We start from the raw sequence: 19,681 nt of genomic DNA, 5'->3' as shown, positions 1-19,681 counted from the left end.
GTTAGCCGATCAGATGTCCGACAAACTGCGCGCCATTGTCCAAAATAGCTCCCCCGCGCCGGAAACCCAAACCGCAGCTTTCGCCGACGTAAAACACCCCGGCCTGGTAGCGTTTGCCGGTTCCGTCGGTGGGTAGCTCCACGTATTCCTGGTAGATTTTTGGGTAGTCGTCATAGTCTCCATCGGCTTCGGCCTGCACGCGCCCCTGCTCGTCCATAATGCGGACGTTGGCCCCTTCGCGACCAAACAACACTTTCTCGACGTACATCCGGTCGGTGAGGGGTTGGGTGTCGGTTTTCAGGAGCAAAGGGTGAAACGGATACAATTCCCACAAAATCTTTAGAATGTACTTCGACTGAAACAGGAGCGAATACGCGGGATTGAGGATCACCACCTGCCGACGGCGCACGGCTTCGGTCAGGATGTGCGCCAGGTCGGATTCCTCGTGGCCGATGTATTCCCAGGGCACCAGCTTGAACCAGAAATCAAACTTGTCGAATTGCCCGTTCTCCGGATTTTGCTTGAAAATACCTTCATCGACCGAAAATTCTACCTTGTCGATGTACTCGAATTCGACTGTAAAACCGGCTTCCCGGGCCGCTTCGCCCAAAACCGCCAGGTTGCTGTCGTCTTCCGGGAAACCGCGCATGGCGGATAGCAACAGTGTCGGTTGTTTGTCTTCGTTGTGCAGCAGGATGTCGCGGAATTGCTCCACCAGCGTTTCGTAAACGGAATTGAACTGCTGTTCTTCGTCCAGGCCGTTGGCCCTCAGGTGGGCGTATTGAACCACCGCCGTTTCAGGAATGCAGGTCGCCGTGTCGGCATTGAACTCGATCAGTTTGATGGGCTGGCCGTCGATACCGCCCGCGAGGTCGAAACGGCCGTAAAGCTGAATGTGCCGGTCGTCGCTCCAGGATAGTTTGATCAGGTCGATGAGGTTGTCCGGAATTCCCAGTTCGCTGAACCGGTTGGTGTCGATGACGTGCTGCCCGGCCTCCACCAGCATGGTAAACAACTGATTTCCGGCTTCATAAAAGGCATCGGCTTCGGCCGGGCTCACGACAACGACTTCGTTGGTCAGGTACGACAGCGTGTCAGTTCCGAGCATCCAGTTCCAGCCAATGTTGCGGAGTTGCGGTTCCGGTGAAACCGGTAAAGAGCGGGTGTTTATCATAGTTGATGTGGTTTACGATATTCAGTTTACGGTTTTCGGGGGCTGTCGCACGCTTACAAAAAAATGCGTCAGCCGCCGTAAACTGAAAACCGAAAACCGAATATTGATTTAGGTCGGGTGACGATAAAGTAAATGGATAGACCGGCCAGCAGGGCCGACAGCCCTTCGCGAATGGGCCATTCGGGGGCGAAGAAAATCCGGTTGCGTTGCACAACGGCCCGGGGATCACCGTCGGCACTGCTCCAGAGCCAGCGGCTGCGAAACACGCTGGAGGAGTTGAAGCGCAGTTCGCGCCCGTCGTCAAAGGTCAGGGAAAGGCGTCCCCACCAGCCGGAGCGAATGGTGGCAATGGATGATCCGCCCGCGTCGGTCACGGCAATGGTGGTGGCTGGCGTCTGCCGCCGAATGCAGTAGCTGCCAAAACGGGAGTCGAGCGTCGCGTGCTGGTGTGCTTCGATGGTTAAAACCGCCTGTGGTAGTCCCAGTTCCGAATAAATCTCGTACCGTTCAGCGTCGGAAGGCTGAATCCAGTTCAGGATGGTTCGGTGCTGGGATGCGGGATGCATGGATTAATGTTTTTTGCCCCCAACCCCCTAAAGGGGCTTTTGCCGGATGAAAAGCCCCTTTAGGGGGTTGGGGGTGTTTTAAAACCAGCCTGCGCCGGGAATGCGGAAGGGCCACGGGATCGAAATCAGGATGGCCAGCAGTCCCAATCCAAAAAAGATGAAAACCGTCCGGTGTTTCTGAACAGGCCCGCTGATCCGGCGTGATTTGGAGCGACCAATCGTGATCAGCACCACGGCAATCAGCATTCCGGTAATGTGCTCGATGGTGTAAAACCGGTACAGCGCTGTTTTCATGATGGTGCCCATATCGATTCCTCCCTCAAAAAGAGGCACTTTGGGGCTGATAAAATACAAAATCAAACCAATCAGAAACTGCGTGTGCGTGGCAATTAAGGTGAAGAGGTACAGTTTGTTATTGCCCGGTGTGTATTCATCGCGGCCCTGCCATTTCCGAAATGCGGTGACAATGGCGGCAAGCAACAGAATCAATACAACCCAGCGAAGGCCCGAGTGGGCACGAACCAGTATATTGTAAAACATAGAGTGAGTAAGTTTGTCTGGAGCAAAGAAACAACATTTGTGGCTAAGACGAATGAGAATAGCCGCAAGATTACCGACAAAAAGCACGAAATTGCGGTTGCATCCGGATGGAGAGACTCTTTCGTTGCTCTCTTGTCTCTTCTCTTATCTCTAACGTATGATTCTTTACAACCTGACGATTAACATTGACAAAACCGTTGAGCGGGAGTGGTTACACTGGATGAAGGCCGAACACGTGCCGGCGGTGATGGCAACCGGCCTGCCACTGAGCCACAAAATTTTGCATTTACTCACGGAAGTCGATAACAACGGTGCGACGTACACCTTCCAGTATTCCTTTCGAATCAAACTGGATTTTTACCGCTTTCAGAAATACCACGGCGATGAACTGATGGACAAAATCCAGGAACGATTCGGGAATCAGTATGTCTCGTTCCAGAGTTTGCTGGAGGAAGTTTGAAAAGAAAAGAATAATAAATGTAAAATGATGAATGTTAAATGTAAAAGTTGGCTGGCGCGTCCAAACACTTTTACATTCAGCGTTCATCATTTTACATTTAACATTCTTTTTTCTCCCCTCAAACGGCTTCGTTGTTCAAAAGCTCCTTCCGACTCTTGCGTTTGTCGAGCGAGAGCAGGAAGGCGGGGAGGAGAATCAGGTTGGCGGCCATGCCCATCAGCAGGGTGATCGACACCAGAACGCCCAGCGCCACGGTTCCCTGAAAGGTCGAGAAGGCAAAAATGGCGAAACCGGCGAAGAGGATAAAGGCCGTGTAAATCATGCTGATACCGGCCTGGTGAATGGTGTTGGTAATGGCCTTGGAAATGCTGAGACCCCGCCGGAGTTCTTCGCGATACCGGGCGATGAAATAGATCGTGCCGTCGGACGCAATCCCAAACGCAACACTAAAAATCAGGATAGTCGACGGTTTGAGCCGAATGCCGAAATAGCCCATGATCCCCGCCGTGATGATCAGCGGAACAATGCGGGGCAGCGAGCAGATGATGATCGTTCGGACGTCGCGGAGTAAAAGTGCCAGCAAGGCAGTAATCAGAATTACCGCCAGATACACGCTTTCCTTCAGGTTATCCACCAGGTACTCGTTGCCTTTCGTGAAAATGCTGCTGCTGCCCGTCAGCCGGACGTCGTACATGTCGCCGTTGGAAACGCGTTTGCCGGTTTCGCGGTCGATGTTAAAAATGGAATCGACCCGGGGTTGCAGAGTGGTCAGCAACTCCCGGATGCGCACCGTACCCACGTCGGCCATCTGAAAACTCACGCGAGTGTAGCGGCTCGTGCTGTCGATAAATCCTTTGAACAGATTGGCTTTTCCTTTCATCTGGGGCGCATAGCTGGCCACTTTTGCCATTTCCAGCGCACCGGGCAGGACGTAATATTTCGGGTCGCCCCCGCGATACGCCTGATACAGAAATTTGGCGGCTTCGACCACCGACAGCGGGCGGGTAAACTCGGGATACTTTTCAAACTCTCGCTGCAAAAGCCGCATTTTGGTCAGCGTCTGGGGTGTTAAAACCCGGCCCGGCTGGCGGGTGTCGATGGACACTTCGAAAGGCAGAACGCCCCGGAAGTTTTTCTCGAAAAATTTCAGATCGGTATAAATCGGGTCGTTCTTCGGCAAATCATCGACCACGTATCCAACCGCCTGAATGCGCATGGCCCCGATCAGGCTGACGATCACCAGAATACCGATAAAGGCATAAATCGCCCGACGGCGGTGGTGAACCGTGTGATTGACCCAACTCAGAAACGAAACCACCCAGCGGCTTTCCAGATGTCCCCGCTGCCGCGACGACGGTTCGGGCAGATAGCCGAAAACGATCGGAATCAGCACCAGGCACAGGGCGTAAGTCACAACAACCCCCAGCGAAGCTACCAAACCAAATTGGGCCAACATCGGGCTGCTGGCAAAATAGAAAACAAAAAACCCGATGGCGGTGGTGACGTTGGCAAAGAACGTCATTTCACCGATAGCTTCCGTGGCGGTATTCAATGCCCGAATTTTGTCGCCGTGGTGGCTGAATTCTTCGAAATATTTATTGATGAGAAAGATGGTGTTCGGAATACCGATGACAATGATCAGGGGCGGCAGTAAACCGGTCAGCAGCGTGATTTTGTAGCCAAACAGCACCAGAAAGCCCAGCGACCAGACCACACCCACCCCGACGATGCTGATGGCCGCCAGAACCGCCACAATGGACCGGAAGAAAAAGAGCAGAATGATGGCCGTTACGCCGAACGCCAGCGCCATGAACAACACCATTTCGTTGCTGACTTTGCCGGTAAATTTGGTGCGGATGTAGGGCATACCCGACATATGAACCGGGATGTTATACGTGGCCCCGAAGGCTCTTACTTTCTTCTCAATCTCCAGAACAATCCCGATGCGGTCTTTGGTGTTCAGTTTCTTCTGGTCGAACGTGACGGCCATCAGGTGCGAGCGACCGGCACTGTCGGAAACAAACCCCTTGTAAAAAGGCAGATTAGCCACTTTTAAACGAATGCTGTCTACCTCGGCCTGCGTGGTGGGCGGTTGAGGGACGAGGGGCAAAAACTGGAACTGTTTGATGCTGTCGTTGCGGACGATGTGGAATAGACTGGCGGCCGACAACACATTCTGAACGCCGTCCGATTTCTTAATGGCCTGATTCAGCGCATACCAGCCCTTGAAAACCGGTAACGTATAGAGGTTAGGTGTTTCAATTCCGATGACCATCACGCTGCCGTCTTCGCCAAACCGTTTTTTAAACGATTCGTAGAGTTCAAAGTCGGGGTCGTTGGAAGGAAGAATCCGGGCAATTTCGTAGGAAAGCTGGATGCGGGTGGCCTGATAGGCCATGAATACCGTCCCTACGAAAATGACAATGAGCAGGAGAATGCGATTTTTTAAGATGAAATCCGAAACGCGGTGCCAGAACATCAAGCCAGAACAGAAGTTAAGCGCGCAAGGTACAAAATTTGGGTGTGTTTTTGAAAACGAAGGTCGAACGTTCAGTTTTGCTGTTGGTTGCTGTTCTAACAAAACCGGGTCCAGGATAACTTCTCCCGTAAATAAATTAAACAAGTCGTGCTATTTGGAGTTAATCAGTTAGCGTCCACACATAAAAAGTCGGTCATTCTTTGCTTAGTTAAATTACAAGTGCGCCAGGGTTATTTCTATACCATTATTTCCACGAATAATTATGAATCTTGCTACCTTACAAAACGTATCCCCTGGTGTGCACATGCCTACCAGTGTGGCATTTATAGGCGATTATCTCCCTCGCAAGTGTGGGATTGCCACTTTTACATCTGACTTATACAAATCATTTACAACGTATTACCCGGAATCGTCGGCGATGGTCGTGTCGGTCAACGATGTGCCGGAGGGCTACGATTATCCGGACGAGGTACGGTATGAATTTTACCAGCACGATTTGAATTCGTACAAAAAAGCCGCCGAATTTCTGAATTCCATGAATACCGAAGTCGTCTGCCTGCAGCACGAATACGGTATTTACGGTGGAACGGCGGGTAACTATATTCTGACCCTGCTCCGGAATCTGACGATGCCGGTGGTAACGACCTTTCATACCGTGTTGCGCAATCCGGATCAGGACCAGCTCATGGTGCTGAAAACCATCGCCGATCTGTCGGCGCGGGTGGTGGTGATGACCGAAAAAGGCCGTCAGTTTCTGAAAGATATTTATGAGGTTCCCGAAGATAAAATCGACGTCATTGCCCACGGGATTCCCGATATGCCGTTTGTCGATCCGCATTTTCACAAAGACCGGTTTGGCATCGAAGGCAAGCAGGTGCTGCTAACCTTCGGATTGCTGTCGCCCAACAAGGGCATCGAAAACGTCATCAAGGCGTTGCCCCGCATTGTCGACCAGTTTCCGAATACCGTCTACATCGTGCTGGGCGCGACGCACCCCAACCTCATCCGGGATCAGGGTGAAGTGTATCGGGACAGTCTGAAAAAGCTGGCCGCCGACTGTGGTGTCAAAAATAACGTGCTGTTTTTCAATCAGTTCGTTGAACTGGACAATCTGATCGAGTTTCTGGGCGCGGCTGATATCTACATCACGCCCTACCTGAATCCGGCGCAGATTACGTCCGGAACGCTTTCCTACGCTTTCGGATGTGGCAAGGCGGTGGTTTCGACTCCGTATTGGCACGCTGAAGAATTGCTGGCCGACGGCCGGGGCGTTCTGGTGCCGTTCAACGACTCGGAAGCGGTTGCCGATGCCATTATCAAGCTGATGAGTGACGAGCCATTACGGCACGGGATGCGCAAAAAAGCGTATATGCTCGGGCGCAGTATGATCTGGGAACGCGTGATGGAACGCTACGTTCAGGCGTTCGTTCAGGCGCGTCAGCAGCCGATAGCGTTGCCGGGAAGTCCGTTGGCGTTGCTGAATGGCAATGGGGGAGGGACCTACAAATTACCGCCGATTCGGCTCGACCACCTGTATCGTCTGACCGATTCGACGGGAATTATTCAACACGCCCGTTACCATTTGCCGCACTACGAAGAAGGCTATTGCACCGACGACAACGCCCGCGCGCTGATTCTGACCGTGATGGTGGAAGAAGCCGGTATGGGCGATCGGAAACTGGCCAAGCTCACCGACGATTTTGCGGCTTTCCTCAACTATGCTTACCTGCAGGGACGGGGTCAGTTTCGGAATTTTATGAGCTACGACCGCCATTGGCTTGAAGAAGTGGGCTCCGACGACAGCACGGGCCGCGCCATCTGGGCGCTGGGAACCTGTGTCGGTCGTTCGGTCGATAAAAACCTGATTACCTGGGCGATGCCGATTTTACACCAGGCACTTCCCTCGCTGGTCGACCTGCCCTCACCACGGGCCTGGGCTTTCGGCATCATGGGCGCCTGTGAGTACCTCAAACGCTTTGCGAATGACCGGCTGGTAAAAACCATTTTACAGCAGTTGGTGGATAAATTACTGCTCCGGTATCAGGACGGAAAATCCAAAGACTGGCCGTGGTTTGAAGGCTATCTGACCTACGACAATGCGAAATTATCCCACGCGCTGATTTGCGCCGGAGAAACGTTGCAAGACGCGAAGGTGACCGATCTGGGCCTTAAAACACTGGAATGGCTGATCAGTTTGCAGATGACGGGCAACGGAATCGCCAGCACCGGTTATTTTCAGCCGATTGGTTCCAACGGTTTTTATACCAAAGGCGGAAAACGGGCGTATTTCGATCAGCAGCCGGTGGAAGTTCAGGGGTCGGTTTCGGCCTGTCTGGCGGCCTACCGGATCACCCGCGAAGCCGTCTGGCTGAAACGGGCCACGAAGATATTCAAGTGGTTTACCGGCCATAACGATCTGGGTCTATCGGTTTATGATCCCAACACGGGTGGTTGCCGCGACGGTTTGCACGTCGACCGGGTCAACCAGAACCAGGGGGCCGAATCGACGCTGGCGTATTTAATGGCGCTGACCGAACTGCATTTAACCCAAAAACAAATTTCCGACGCTGAAATTGCAAATACGGCACTAACCTTGTTAGTTTAAACGTTGAAGGCAGAGACACTGAGGGAATGAAACGCACTGCTTCAAAAACAGACGTTCATTCCCTCATTCCATAAACCTGCTGTCTGTCAACCTTTTAGTACTTATGATAAAGGCAACCCGTACCGGCATTGTACTGCGTCCTGACCCAACGCGCGTTCTTTTTCGCCCTTTTGAACACAGTAGCTCAACGCGAACCTTGAAAATTATTGCCCGGGTCAATGCCATGACTGAAGAGGAAGCCGAGCGTAAGTTAGGCGAGGTGATTCGTGAATTTGGCAGTCGGCATTACAAACTGGAGCGGTTTTTTCTGAAACGCTTCAACCACATTAAATCCCAGCTCCTCACCGACGAACCGTTGACGCTGGAGCGGAAATTGCTGCTGGGCGCGTATTTCACCATGGAATACTCGCTGGAATCGGCGGCTTTGTTCAATCCGTCGATGGTGTGGCACCCCGACCAGACCAATGTTCCGCCGGGTTTCAAACGGTTTATTCTGAGCATGCGGGCGACGGGCGAAGGTCACATTTCGTCGATCACCTTCCGCATGGGCTACATTGATCAGGACAGCAAGATCATCCTGCGAAAACCGTCCCGCTACGTTACCTCTCCGGAAATTGTGCCGAACCACCGGTTCAACCGGGCGCAGTTTGAACGGAAACTCTACGAACTACGGTTATCAAATCCCATATCGGAAATGATGATGACCGGTTTGGGCGAGGAGTTTGCGCTGGAAGAAATGGAAGACCGGCTGAAACGCGTTCTGAGCCAATACCGGCATCACGCTGAATACGAGGCCATTGCGAGCAGTTTGCGTACGCTGGCCCGCTCCAATTACGAGCTGGATTTTGACGAAGACCAGAGCCTGGACGAGCGGTGTATTTTTCCCACATCGCCCAATGAAACCAACGGAATTGAAGATGCCCGCTTCGTACGGTTTGTCGAAGACGACGGCGAAGTGACGTATTACGCCACCTATACCGCCTACAATGGCCAGGTTACCTTTCCGCAATTGCTGCTCACCCGGGACTTTACCCACTTCAGCATCAGCACGTTAAACGGAGCCGAGGTGCAAAACAAGGGTATGGCATTGTTTCCCCGGAAAATCAACGGGAAGTATGTGATGCTTTCCCGTCAGGACGGCGAGAACATTTACATCATGTATTCGGATGACCTCTATTTCTGGCAAACGAAGGAAATATTGCTGAAACCGACCTACCATTGGGAGTTTGTTCAACTCGGCAACTGCGGATCGCCCATCGAAACCGAGGCTGGTTGGCTGGTGTTGAGTCACGGCGTTGGGCCAATGCGGAAATACGCCATCAGTGCGTTTTTGCTCGATCTGAACGATCCCGGCAAAGTGATCGGCCGCCTGACCGAACCGTTGCTGAGTCCCGACGAAAACGAACGCGAAGGCTACGTACCGAATGTCGTGTACAGTTGCGGGGGCCTGATCAACGGCAATGAACTCATCATTCCCTATGCCATGTCGGACTACGCCAGCAGCTTTGCCACCGTCAATGTTCAGGAACTTCTGAATGAACTGACCGGCAGCCAGAAGCAGGTCGAAGTAAACGTCGAAGAACAAAGTTTGTAAGATAACTTAATGCAAACTATGAGATTAAATAGTTTATAATGAGTTGAATAAGTGCCGTTGGCACGCGGCCAATCACCTCATCGTTCGAGTGAACTTATCGATATGAAAAACCGCCCGTACGCCAGGGGCGGTTTTTTGTTTTTACAGGAAATAGACTGTATCTAAATTGTTGTCTGATTACAAGATAAAATAGGTATTATCTGTTATTTTGCAGTACATTAGGCACTGATAGAAAAACGGGCCGTAACCATCTTATGATCAGGCAATTCATTGGCAACCAAACGCTAAAGTCGCTTTGCTGGCTTTGGGTGGCCGTGCTGGGCTTGAGTTGTGATGCCTGGGTATTGCCGCGTAAACAATTTGCAGTGGCAACGGGGCCGGTAGGCTACTATCCACTCAACGGCAGCACGCTCGATGCCAGTGGAAACAACCTGCACGGTGTCTTGAAAAATGGCGCCACGTACGGACTGGATCGGAAATCGAACGAAAATTCAGCCCTGTTGCTGGACGGTATCGACGACTATTTTGAAATTCCCGACCATGTGCTGCTGCGGCCGTCGGTCCTGTCCATCAGCTTATGGATAAAACCGCAGCGGGTTACGTCGACGACCCAGATTTATTCGAAAGCGATTTTTAAAGACAACGTCAACAACCAGTACACGGCGCGAATTACCCCGCCTTACACGACCGGTTCGACAACGGGGTACGAGATCATTGCGGATATTGAGCAGGACGGCAATTGTGAGCAGGAGGACAAAACCAAAAAGCGGGTTTTGTATTTTGATCCAGGCTTTCAACTGAATCAGTGGGTACACATCGTCACTGTTTTTGAAGGCAAAACCGGTACTTTTTACCTGAACGGGCAAAAGCAAATTTCCAATACCGAATTCAAGGATGGCCCGATCGACGCCTGTTCGGGGAGCCCGTTGCGGTTTGGTGTGGCCTGGGAGGGTGATCTGAATCAATTTAGCGGGATGATGGACGACATCCGCATCTACAACCGCGCCTTGACGGAATCTGAAATTAAAGCCCTCTACCAGCAGTGAACCGGCTCCTACTTTTGCTCGCCCTCCTTCTGACCGGCACCGCCTACGGGCAACCTCCGGGAAATGCCCGGCTGGCGGTTTCCAACGTTCGCGTCGAACTGGATACGCAGCGGGTGAAAATCATCTACGATGTGGCCAATCTGATCGCTACCGATTCGGTATACATTCAGGTGGAAAGCCGCCGGAGTGGGTTTTTCAAGCCCAAAACCGTGACCGGAGCCGTTGGGAAAGGCGTTTCGTCCGGACCCAACCAAACGATCTACTGGGATTACCGCCTGGATGGGGTGACCATCGACGATGAGATTCGGGTTACGGTTCTGGCCAAACCGATGATACAGCCGGTTTCGGGTGGAGGTCCTGCCAATGCGCTGCTTTCGGCGCTGGTACCCGGTCTGGGAACCATACTGGTTCAGACCAATCGGAAAATCGGCTGGCGACCGGTCATCACGGCAACCTACGGCGGGTTGCTTGCCTACGGTCTGGTGCAACGCAGCCGGTCGAAACAGACTTATCGGACCTACGAAAGCCAGACCGGCGAACAACAGGCGGAACCGTATTACAACCAGGCGACGCAGTACCATCACCGGTATCTGGTGGCAACGCGGGTAGCGGCTGTGGTTTGGGCCGTCGATGTGGCGTATACGGTGTTGAAGGGGATGAAAAATGGGAAGAAAAAGCGGGCATCCGTCCGGAATGTCGTGGCCGGTTGGGTGGGAACGACGCCAACCCTGGGGATTTCGATGCGGTTTTAAAAACCGCTGATAACCTTTTGTCTTTTTGAAGATATGCTCTGTACCGGGTTTTGGACCATCACTCATGAAAAACACGCTACATTCTCTGCTCCTCTTTCTGATCATCTCCGGAACCGGAATGGCCCAGCAGCCTCCGGCGGTTTCGGCACAGAGCGATTGGGTGAAATTGACGAAACCGCCCGCCGTTGCGCCACGCATCACCTGGCGGACTCCGCTGGCCCGGCGGGTTTCGGAGTCAAAATCGGTTTACCGGCTGAGTGTCTGCATCGAATCGGCAGAGCCCGTTACTAAACTTCTGTTCTTTCACAACGACAAAGAAATCAACGGCTTACAACGGGGTATCATCAAAGTGGCCTGCGGTACGGAATACGCAGCAGAAATTCAACTGGTGAGCGGTGCCAATGAGGTCTATGTCGTGGCCACCAATGCCGCCGGAACGACCACGTCGGAGACGCGGCTGATTATCAACGAACCCGAAAAGACGGAGATTGCCGTCAAGTCGACGGCCCCCAAACGGCTGGCGCTCATCATTGCCAACGGAAAGTATTCGAAATACCCGCTCAAAAATCCGACAAACGATGGCAAAGCGGTAAAAAAGCAACTCGAAAGCCTGGGATTTGCGGTCACCTACAAAGAAAATCTGCCACTTCGGGAGCTGAAAACAAGTTTCGATACCTTTCTGGCCGAATTAGGAAACCACAACATCGGGCTTTTCTACTACGCCGGACATGGTTTGATGGTCAACGGCGAAAACTACGTGCAGCCGGTGGATGCCGACCCGACCGCCGAGCCGGATGTCGAGTTTGAGTGTTACCCGCTGCGGAGGCTCGTGGCCCGAATGGCTGGCACCAATCCGAAGGGATCGAATGTGATTTTCTGGGATGCCTGCCGGAACAATCCCTACCGGTCGTGGCACCGGGGCGCGGGAGAACCGGTTTTTGCGACCGTTCAGCCCGCCGTCGGAACGTTGATTATCTACGCCACCGAACCGGGGAAAGCTGCTTACGATGGCAACGAAGAAAATGGGCTTTTTACGAGCGAACTGGTCAAACACATCGGCCAGCCCAACGTCGATATTTTTGAGATGGTCGACCGGATCGATCGGGGACTGGAAGAACGCGGTTTCAAACAGCCACCCTACATCGAGGGCCGGTTGCGGGGAAAATTTTTCTTTCAAATGCCATGAAAACAGGTGGTTGTCCAACGCTGACGGTTCTGTTTTGGCTGATTTTCAGTACGTTCGGCCAGGCTCAGACGTTTTATGCCATTGTGGTGGCCGACACCAAAGACCCGGTTTTGATCGATGCCTGCAAACGGGACATGGACGTGATGCACCGGCAATTTGTTCAGATGGCGGCAGCTATTCAGTATTCATTGGACGAACGGATTGTGGCCCAGGATGATTTCGGCCAAAAAAAGCTCCAGGCCGTGTTGCAGGAAATCAGCCCCCAACCGAACGACATTCTTTTTCTGTACTACACCGGCCACGGCTACAACCTGAAAAACCGCACCGATCGGTTTCCGATTCTGATGCTGGAAAAAGAGGACGCCCTGGCCGGGCAGAATCCGGGCCTGTTGAGCATTCATACCCAGTTGAAAAAGAAAGGAGCGCGGTTGTGTATTACCCTGGGGGATTGTTGCAACGAAGTGATCGATGCCACCCGCACCACCGGGCGTAAACGGATTCCGCCGAAACCACTGGTATTGACTAACGATTCCCTGAATCGGGCATACCGGAAACTTCTGCTGGACGTCACCGGCGACGTCCTGATTGCCAGCAGCCGTCCCCCGCAGGAAGCCTGTGCGCACCCGGATTCGGGCAGTTTCTATACGCGCGCGTTCGATGAAATGCTGGAGGTGGCGGCTCGTTCGGGAGCGGATCTGTCGTGGGAAACCGTGCTGAAAAACACCCAGACGCAATTGTCCCGCTACATCGCCACGCGTTTCAAACAATCGCTGTATGAAGCCAACCTGCGCGAAACCCGGCAGTCGGCGGGGCGGCTGACGGTGTATTCGTCGCCGGAACAACCCTTGCTGAACCGGGAGGGCGTGGTGGAGGAAAACCACCTTACCGAACAGCAACTCCTTGATTTCCGGGCGTTAACGGAACAGAAAGTGAACGAATTTCAGCGGTATTTATCGGTTATTGCCGATCCTGAGCAACAGGACAACATCCGGGAACTGGCCATTGAAAATGCCCTGCTGTTGTTTTTGAACGATGCCACCATGCAGGTCGGTTCGTCTAATCCCAAAACGGCGGTGAAAACCTACCCGATCGCGATTTACCTCCGGCGGTTGAAAAACCTGGAGAAGCGGTATTTCGACATCAACATTGCGTTTTATGATCTGGCGCTGGTGGCCGACTGGGAAAAAACCGTCAGCGGTTATGAAACCACGGCGACGTACTTTCAACATTTTCAGGCTTTTAATCCGAAAGGACAGCTTGTTTATGCGGCCAAAACCGCCAAGCAGATGGCGGTCGATCTGCAATCCCGGAAAGACCCTTTCTACGAAGAAAACCGCTGGACGGTGCTGCTGGGGGATGTCAGACTTGCGGAAAAAGGGATTGGAAGCGGGAATAAGAAATGAGAATAAAGACGAAAAAAAAGGCAGACAGACGCCCGTAATCGGGAAAGTCCGTTACACGCATCGCTCACCTCCAAAATGAATCAAGCGATTTTTCGGATCATCCTGTTTTTCAGTGTCTTCGCTGCGTTTGGATCGGCGGTGGCGCAGACGTACTCGCGGGCTGACCAACTGAAAATTGCCGATAACGCCCGTCGGCTGGTGCGCGACCGCTATCTAACCAATCTGGAGGTACTGACGCACTACGAGGCCAATCAGCCGTTTGAGGTGTTGCAAAGCCAGCTCAACGGCTTGCTGAAAGATGCTTTTCGGAACCGGGAGGTGCTGGTGTACAATGAATTTCGACCGGGTTCCAATGCCTACACCACTGTCGAGGAATACGTGAAAGATACCCGCATTTTTTCGTCCGGGAAACCGGTAACCAACACCCTGACGCTGGATGAGGCTCGTTACCGGATCAGTCGAACGCAAGACGGTTTGTCGTTCATCAGTCTATACGTCGAGAAACGGGCGCAGGGTGTGGGAAAGGAGGGAAAGGCGTTTCTGTTTCAAAATCGGGTCGAATTTCGGATTAGGTTTGTGTTCGACCCGGCACTGAATGCATTTCATTCGTTCAAAATTGCCGGGATCACCAAAGTAGACGCGTGGCCATCCGACGCCTTTGCCTTGAAACCGGACGATCTGGAACAGGCTGAGAAAAACGAAAATGACCTGTTCACAACCCTATCGGCGCTAACGGAGAACTTAAAAAAAGTGATTCCGGCCGGTTGTACCCGCCTGGCTCTGGACCGGTTTACCTACGACCGCTGCGGGATCAACGACCCGTTATCGGACCGGATTTTTGCCACGCTGCACAGTTGTCTTCAAAAACAGGCGGCTGTGGAGGTCGTTCTGTCGATGCAAAGTGCCGACTCGTTGCTGTGGATTCGGGGCTATTACCGGGAAGATCTGAACAACCTGCAAATCGTCGCGGAGGTGTTTGATGCCCGCGCAAACCGGGTTGTGGCAAAAATAGAGAATACCGCGTTGCCGCTGGCCTGGATCAGCGGGCAAAACCTTCGGCTGAAACCGGAGCAATACCAGCGGGTGCTGGCCGTGCAGGATACGATCCGGCAGCATTCCGTCATTGGGCCAACGCCACTGACGGTGGAAATCCGAACGGACCGGGGCCGGACCGGGGTCGAATACTGGCCGGGGAATCAGATCTCGATCGAAGCGCGGGTAAACCGCCCGTGTCATTTGCGGCTGGTGTATGTGCTGGCGGATGGCACGAAAACCCTGCTGGAAAATGATTTCGAAATCAAGGCAGATCAGGTGAATCAGTATGTTCGGATTGCGCCGGATGCGTCGTTTGTCTGCGCGGAACCTTTCGGAACGGAATACCTGCTGGCGTATGCCAGCCAAACCGCTTTTTGCCCGATTCCGACCAAACCAGCACCGCGATTGTATCTGCGACAGGAGAATGGTTATGGCATTCTGGTGGGTTCACTGGCCGAAATGCTAAGGGCTCTGCGGTGTACTATGGCCCCAAATTCAGTTGCCGAAGATCGGATTCAGATCACGACACGGACGGTTTCGAAATGAACAGACGTGATTTTTAGAGTCCATTAGACCCCATTTGCCCGGTCAAAACGCTCCTGACCCCTGACAAATGAGGGAGTAAAAAGGTATTTTTTTTTGATTACTAAGTAAAAAAGTTCGTTATACTATGGTGTACATTCAAGTAAAATGTGGATAAAAGCAAACCTGGCCGAATGAGAGACGAACAGTGATAGTCTGTTTTTCTTTTTTGTTAAGTGTTTGATTATAAATAGTATAGTAGCGATTTTATTGGTGTTTAGAGACCGGTTTCAGTCTATTAATACGCTGTCCGGAAATAAAATAAATTGGATTCAAAATTTCAAATGAAACGGCTACTATTAATTTATTAATATTTTTTATTAATAGTGACTAATCGTAGGCAATTAGAACCTTACTATTTATTAGTTTTGCAAAAGATAATCACATTTCTTTCTTACTAATTCTACCACTCTAATAAACCGCCGTGTCAACGGTTCACAACATCTATGGTAAAACTCTTACTACCGCAAGCCCGGCTTGTCAGGATGATGAGATTATCCATTCCTCAACTCCTGCTGGCTTTTGTCTGCACGAATGTCGCTCTCGCAGCGAAAGATCCTAACACGGGCACTTCATCGAAAAACACGTTAGCAGTCAGTACGGTTGACAGAACTCTCTCCGGCAAGGTGACCGATGAGTCAAGTTCTCCTTTACCGGGTGTGAGTATTGTTTTGAAAGGTACCCAACGGGGTACGGTGACGGATGCGAATGGTCTTTACAAGATCGAAATTCCGGATAATGGTGCCACCCTGGTTTTTTCATTTGTGGGGTATCTGTCTCAGGAAGTTAATGTAGGAACACAGACTTCCGTGAATGTCAGCCTGAAAAATGATGACAAAGTGCTGGAAGAAATCGTCGTTATCGGTTACGGTACGGCGAAGAAAAGTGACTTGACGGGTGCTGTCGGTTCGGTGAAAGAAGCCGAATTGAAGGAACGTCCGGCGGCTTCGCTGACGCAGGCGTTGTCGGGCCGGATGCCGGGTGTGCAGGTCAACACCAACTCGGGTCGTCCCGGCGGTCGGACCACCATCCGCGTTCGCGGGTTTAGCTCCATCAACTCCTCGAACAACCCGCTCTATGTGGTCGACGGTGTGATGCTGCCACAAGGGAACCAGAACCAGTTCAGCTCGGCCATCGACTACATCAACCCGAACGACATCGTTTCGGTGGAAGTGTTGAAAGATGCCTCCTCAACCGCCATTTACGGGGCGCGGGGTGCGAACGGGGTTATCCTGGTAACAACGAAAAAAGGGAAATCGGGTGAAGGTCAGGTGACTTACAACGTCGATTTCAGCGTGAACACCATCGGACCCAACCGGCCGGAAGTATTGAACACGGCTCAGTATATGGCGGTGGAAGATCTGGCCTGGGCCAACATGGCCAAATACGATCCCGTCGGCTGGGCGGCTGGCAAGTGGGCGTATCTGAACCCTAAACTGCGCCGGATCGACCCCCGCGTCTGGAATTCCGATGGAAGCCCCAAGTTTGATACAAACTGGCTGGAAGAATCGACTCAAAATAAACTGTCGCAAAACCACCAGTTGGGTTTCAGCGGGGGTAACGACCGCACGCAGTACTCGGTTTCGCTCGGTTACCGCGATGACCAGGGGTTGATCAAGACTTCCTACATGAAACGGTATTCAGGCCGGTTTACGATCGACGATCAGGTGAAATCCTGGTTGAAAATCGGGGGTACTTTGAGCTACAACAACCAGTCGGAAAACATTGTGGATCAGGGTGATGCTGTTGCCCGTCAGATTGTGGAAGATTTCCCGTTCCTGCCGGTTAAATACGAAGACGGAACCTACGCCAACAACCGGGATTTTCCGTTTGCGGAAGGAACCATGAGCTCAGTTCACCGCCTGATGGGTCGGAAATACATTCTGAACACCCAGACGACGATCGGTAGCCTGTATTCCAACATCACGCTGGCGAAAGGACTGGAAATGCGGACGATTTTGGGTGCCAACGTGCAAACCCAGGAAAACAACCAGTCGCAAACCCGGACGCTGAACATCGGTGGTAACGGTAACGCATCGGCCAGCAACCGGAAAGAAACGTTCTGGTCGTTGGAAAACTACCTGACCTACAACAAGCAGATCAACGAAAAACACGCCATCAACGCCCTGTTGGGGATTTCGTGGCAGGAAACGGATGTGTTCAGCATCAGTGCGGCTGTCAACAACTTCGCTACCGATTATTTCGAGTATAACAACCTTGGTGCAGGTGCCACCAACCCCGGTGTAGGGTCAGGCGCTTCCCGTTCGGCATTTAACTCGTATTTCGGTCGGGTGAACTACAGCCTGATGGAGAAATATCTGTTCACGGTTACCGGTCGGGCCGATGGTTCTTCGAAATTTGGGGAAAACCACAAATTCGCATTCTTCCCCTCGGCGGCTCTGGCCTGGCGGGCATCGGAAGAGGAATTCCTGAAAGGAAACTCGATTATTTCGAACCTGAAAGTGCGGACGAGCTTTGGTTTGACGGGGAACTCCGAAATTCCGGCTTATTCCTCACTGTCGCTGCTTAGCTCCAACTATGCGACCATTTATGGTGATGCACGCGTTTCGGGCACGGGTTTGAGCCGTTTGGCTAACCCGGATTTGCGCTGGGAAAAAACCGCTCAAACTGACTTTGGTGTGGAACTGGGCTTGCTGAAAGGCCGGATTTCATTGGAAGCGGATTACTACTATCGCAAAACCACCGACATGCTGTTGGATGCGCCGGTACCACGTACGAGTGGTTACGCAACGATTCGCCGGAACGTGGGTTCAATGGAAAACAAAGGCTTTGAATTTGGTTTGAACACGGTCAACATCGACGCGGGTGGTTTCCAGTGGAACACGACCTTCAACGTTTCCTTTAACCGCAACAAAGTACTGGCCCTGGCGACGCCTTCGGACATCTTCAACGTAGGTGGTCCGAACTTCACCAACCCAACCAACATCATCCGCATCGGTGAGCCGGTCGGGTCGTTCTGGGGGCTGACGCGTCTGGGTACCTGGAGTGAAGCCGAGCGCGAAGAAGCCGCCCGTTTCACCAGCTACCGTAACGGTCTGACCATGCTGCCGGGTGACATCAAGTACCTGGATGTGAACGGCGACCGCGCCATCACGGATGCCGACCGGAGCATCATCGGTAACGGTAGCCCGAAATCATGGGGTGCCATGACCAACAACTTCCGCTACAAAAACTTCGACCTGACGCTGGAATTGCAGTTCTCCTACGGTAACGACGTCATGTTGATGAACCTGCACCCGAGCGAAGACCGCCAGGCACTGGCCAACAGCTACACCTCGGTATTGAACGCCTGGACGCCGACCAACCAGAATACGATGATCGCTGAAATCCGGGATACCCGCGCTGGTTATGTAACCAACGTAGACAGCCACTGGATCAAGGATGGTTCATTCCTGCGGGGGCGTAACCTGCTGTTCGGCTACACCTTCCCGAGCAACGTAACCAACAAACTCAAACTGAACCGCCTGCGGGCTTACGCTACCGTGCAGAATTTCTTCCTGCTGGTTGACGACAAAATCGTAGGTGACCCGGAAGTGACCCCGACCAACCAGGGTGATGGCAACAGCGCCTTCTCTCAAGGGATGATCTGGCACAACTATCCGAAACCGACGACCTACATGTTCGGTCTGCAGATTGGGTTTTAATTGATTAAACGTATTCAAAAAGACAGTTGACGATGAAACATATAGTTAATAAAGTGAGCAAAATCGCCCTGCTGGGGGCGGTGCTGCTGGGTCCGGTGGGTTGTTCCGATTTCCTCGATGAGCAGGCACCCTCCAACCTAACCCCCGACAATTTTTATACCATTCCTGACCACGCCGAAGCCGCCCTGGCTTCGGTATACGCCGACCTGCGGTTCATGGGCGACGGGGCCGGGATCTTCTCTTCCAACTGGCAGTTGCTCGAAGCCCTCACCGGCACCTCGACCACCGAAACCGCCCAGAACTCGGATTTGAACAACCTCTACGGGCTGGTTCACGACGGCAACACCGCCCATGTGGTCAACTACTGGAACGGGCTTTTTAAAGTCATCGCGCAGGCCAACCAGGTGCTCGACCGCGTGCCCGCCATTACGCCCATGCCGGATGCCCAGAAGACCAAGATTCTGGGCGAAGCCCGGTTTCTGCGCGCTTCTGCGTACTTTACGGCGGTTCGTCTGTGGGGTGACATTCCTTTGATTACCAAACCGCAAACGGCCACTTCGGAAGATTTCCAGCCCGCCCGTGCTTCCCAGGAAG

The 19,681-nt window shown here is 52.6% G+C and carries 14 protein-coding genes; 10 read left to right on the top strand and 4 right to left on the bottom strand.

All coding sequences use genetic code 11. The features are described 5' to 3' along the window. Window position 1 precedes the first annotated feature (1 nt). The 3 genes from DUE52_RS26525 to DUE52_RS26515 all read right to left on the bottom strand — a co-directional run bounded on the left by DUE52_RS26525 (window position 2) and on the right by DUE52_RS26515 (window position 2,280). Complete coding sequence (locus DUE52_RS26525; RefSeq protein ID WP_114409110.1) at window positions 2-1,174, bottom strand: glutathionylspermidine synthase family protein; 1,173 nt, start codon at window positions 1,172-1,174, stop codon at window positions 2-4. Window positions 1,175-1,242: 68 nt separating this feature from the next. Beyond that, window positions 1,243-1,740, bottom strand: a complete 498-nt coding sequence (locus DUE52_RS26520; protein ID WP_114409109.1) for a hypothetical protein — start codon at window positions 1,738-1,740, stop codon at window positions 1,243-1,245. Window positions 1,741-1,818: 78 nt separating this feature from the next. Further along, window positions 1,819-2,280 (bottom strand): cytochrome B, encoded by a 462-nt coding sequence (locus DUE52_RS26515; protein ID WP_114409108.1) that lies wholly within the window; start codon window positions 2,278-2,280, stop codon window positions 1,819-1,821. Window positions 2,281-2,437: 157 nt separating this feature from the next. Here DUE52_RS26515 and DUE52_RS26510 point away from each other — a divergent pair, with 157 nt between their 5' ends. Beyond that, complete coding sequence (locus DUE52_RS26510; RefSeq protein ID WP_114409107.1) at window positions 2,438-2,740, top strand: DUF4286 family protein; 303 nt, start codon at window positions 2,438-2,440, stop codon at window positions 2,738-2,740. Window positions 2,741-2,858: 118 nt separating this feature from the next. On the opposite strand, the gene DUE52_RS26505 is transcribed toward DUE52_RS26510, so the two are convergent. Continuing rightward, complete coding sequence (locus tag DUE52_RS26505) at window positions 2,859-5,219, bottom strand: efflux RND transporter permease subunit (protein WP_114409106.1); 2,361 nt, start codon at window positions 5,217-5,219, stop codon at window positions 2,859-2,861. Window positions 5,220-5,523: 304 nt separating this feature from the next. Between DUE52_RS26505 and DUE52_RS26500 the strand changes: the two genes are divergently transcribed. From DUE52_RS26500 to DUE52_RS26460, 9 genes are all read left to right on the top strand, one after another. Beyond that, window positions 5,524-7,824, top strand: coding sequence for a glycosyltransferase family 4 protein (locus DUE52_RS26500; protein ID WP_114409105.1), 2,301 nt, complete (start codon window positions 5,524-5,526; stop codon window positions 7,822-7,824). 103 nt (window positions 7,825-7,927) lie between these two features. Then, window positions 7,928-9,418, top strand: coding sequence for a glycoside hydrolase family 130 protein (locus tag DUE52_RS26495; RefSeq protein ID WP_170315712.1), 1,491 nt, complete (start codon window positions 7,928-7,930; stop codon window positions 9,416-9,418). Between the two features lie 254 nt (window positions 9,419-9,672). After that, the gene (locus tag DUE52_RS26490) at window positions 9,673-10,464 is read left to right on the top strand and encodes a LamG domain-containing protein (protein ID WP_114409104.1); all 792 of its coding nucleotides are present in this window, start codon (window positions 9,673-9,675) and stop codon (window positions 10,462-10,464) included. A 14-nt stretch (window positions 10,465-10,478) separates the two neighbouring features. After that, entirely contained in the window at window positions 10,479-11,216 is a 738-nt protein-coding gene (locus DUE52_RS26485) for a hypothetical protein (RefSeq protein WP_114409103.1), read from the top strand. 64 nt (window positions 11,217-11,280) lie between these two features. Then, window positions 11,281-12,402, top strand: a complete 1,122-nt coding sequence (locus DUE52_RS26480; RefSeq protein ID WP_114409102.1) for a caspase family protein — start codon at window positions 11,281-11,283, stop codon at window positions 12,400-12,402. Beyond that, complete coding sequence (locus DUE52_RS26475; RefSeq protein WP_114409101.1) at window positions 12,399-13,805, top strand: caspase family protein; 1,407 nt, start codon at window positions 12,399-12,401, stop codon at window positions 13,803-13,805. Before DUE52_RS26480 ends, DUE52_RS26475 begins: the two co-directional genes overlap by 4 nt. Before the next feature lie 75 nt (window positions 13,806-13,880). Further along, window positions 13,881-15,386, top strand: a complete 1,506-nt coding sequence (locus tag DUE52_RS26470) for a DUF4384 domain-containing protein (protein WP_114409100.1) — start codon at window positions 13,881-13,883, stop codon at window positions 15,384-15,386. A gap of 521 nt (window positions 15,387-15,907) precedes the next feature. Continuing rightward, window positions 15,908-19,087 carry a SusC/RagA family TonB-linked outer membrane protein gene (locus tag DUE52_RS26465; RefSeq protein WP_114409099.1) on the top strand — a complete coding sequence of 1,060 codons (3,180 nt, stop codon included), beginning with the start codon at window positions 15,908-15,910 and terminating at the stop codon, window positions 19,085-19,087. Window positions 19,088-19,119: 32 nt separating this feature from the next. Beyond that, window positions 19,120-19,681 (top strand): RagB/SusD family nutrient uptake outer membrane protein (locus tag DUE52_RS26460; protein ID WP_170315710.1); only part of this gene is annotated, 562 nt, incomplete at its 3' end.

The organism is Larkinella punicea, assembly GCF_003334855.1.
In the GTDB taxonomy this organism is placed as follows: domain Bacteria; phylum Bacteroidota; class Bacteroidia; order Cytophagales; family Spirosomataceae; genus Larkinella; species Larkinella punicea.
This window is presented reverse-complemented; position numbering and strand designations above follow the sequence as displayed.

What these genes read in the sequence shown, in the direction of transcription:
- DUE52_RS26525 (WP_114409110.1), bottom strand. Translation starts at nt 1,174, where the DNA reads ATGATAAACACCCGCTCTTTACCGGTTTCACCGGAACCGCAACTCCGC.
- DUE52_RS26520 (WP_114409109.1), bottom strand. Translation starts at nt 1,740, where the DNA reads ATGCATCCCGCATCCCAGCACCGAACCATCCTGAACTGGATTCAGCCT.
- DUE52_RS26515 (WP_114409108.1), bottom strand. Translation starts at nt 2,280, where the DNA reads ATGTTTTACAATATACTGGTTCGTGCCCACTCGGGCCTTCGCTGGGTT.
- DUE52_RS26510 (WP_114409107.1), top strand. Translation starts at nt 2,438, where the DNA reads ATGATTCTTTACAACCTGACGATTAACATTGACAAAACCGTTGAGCGG.
- DUE52_RS26505 (WP_114409106.1), bottom strand. Translation starts at nt 5,219, where the DNA reads ATGTTCTGGCACCGCGTTTCGGATTTCATCTTAAAAAATCGCATTCTC.
- DUE52_RS26500 (WP_114409105.1), top strand. Translation starts at nt 5,524, where the DNA reads ATGCCTACCAGTGTGGCATTTATAGGCGATTATCTCCCTCGCAAGTGT.
- DUE52_RS26495 (WP_170315712.1), top strand. Translation starts at nt 7,928, where the DNA reads ATGATAAAGGCAACCCGTACCGGCATTGTACTGCGTCCTGACCCAACG.
- DUE52_RS26490 (WP_114409104.1), top strand. Translation starts at nt 9,673, where the DNA reads ATGATCAGGCAATTCATTGGCAACCAAACGCTAAAGTCGCTTTGCTGG.
- DUE52_RS26480 (WP_114409102.1), top strand. Translation starts at nt 11,281, where the DNA reads ATGAAAAACACGCTACATTCTCTGCTCCTCTTTCTGATCATCTCCGGA.
- DUE52_RS26475 (WP_114409101.1), top strand. Translation starts at nt 12,399, where the DNA reads ATGAAAACAGGTGGTTGTCCAACGCTGACGGTTCTGTTTTGGCTGATT.
- DUE52_RS26470 (WP_114409100.1), top strand. Translation starts at nt 13,881, where the DNA reads ATGAATCAAGCGATTTTTCGGATCATCCTGTTTTTCAGTGTCTTCGCT.
- DUE52_RS26465 (WP_114409099.1), top strand. Translation starts at nt 15,908, where the DNA reads ATGATGAGATTATCCATTCCTCAACTCCTGCTGGCTTTTGTCTGCACG.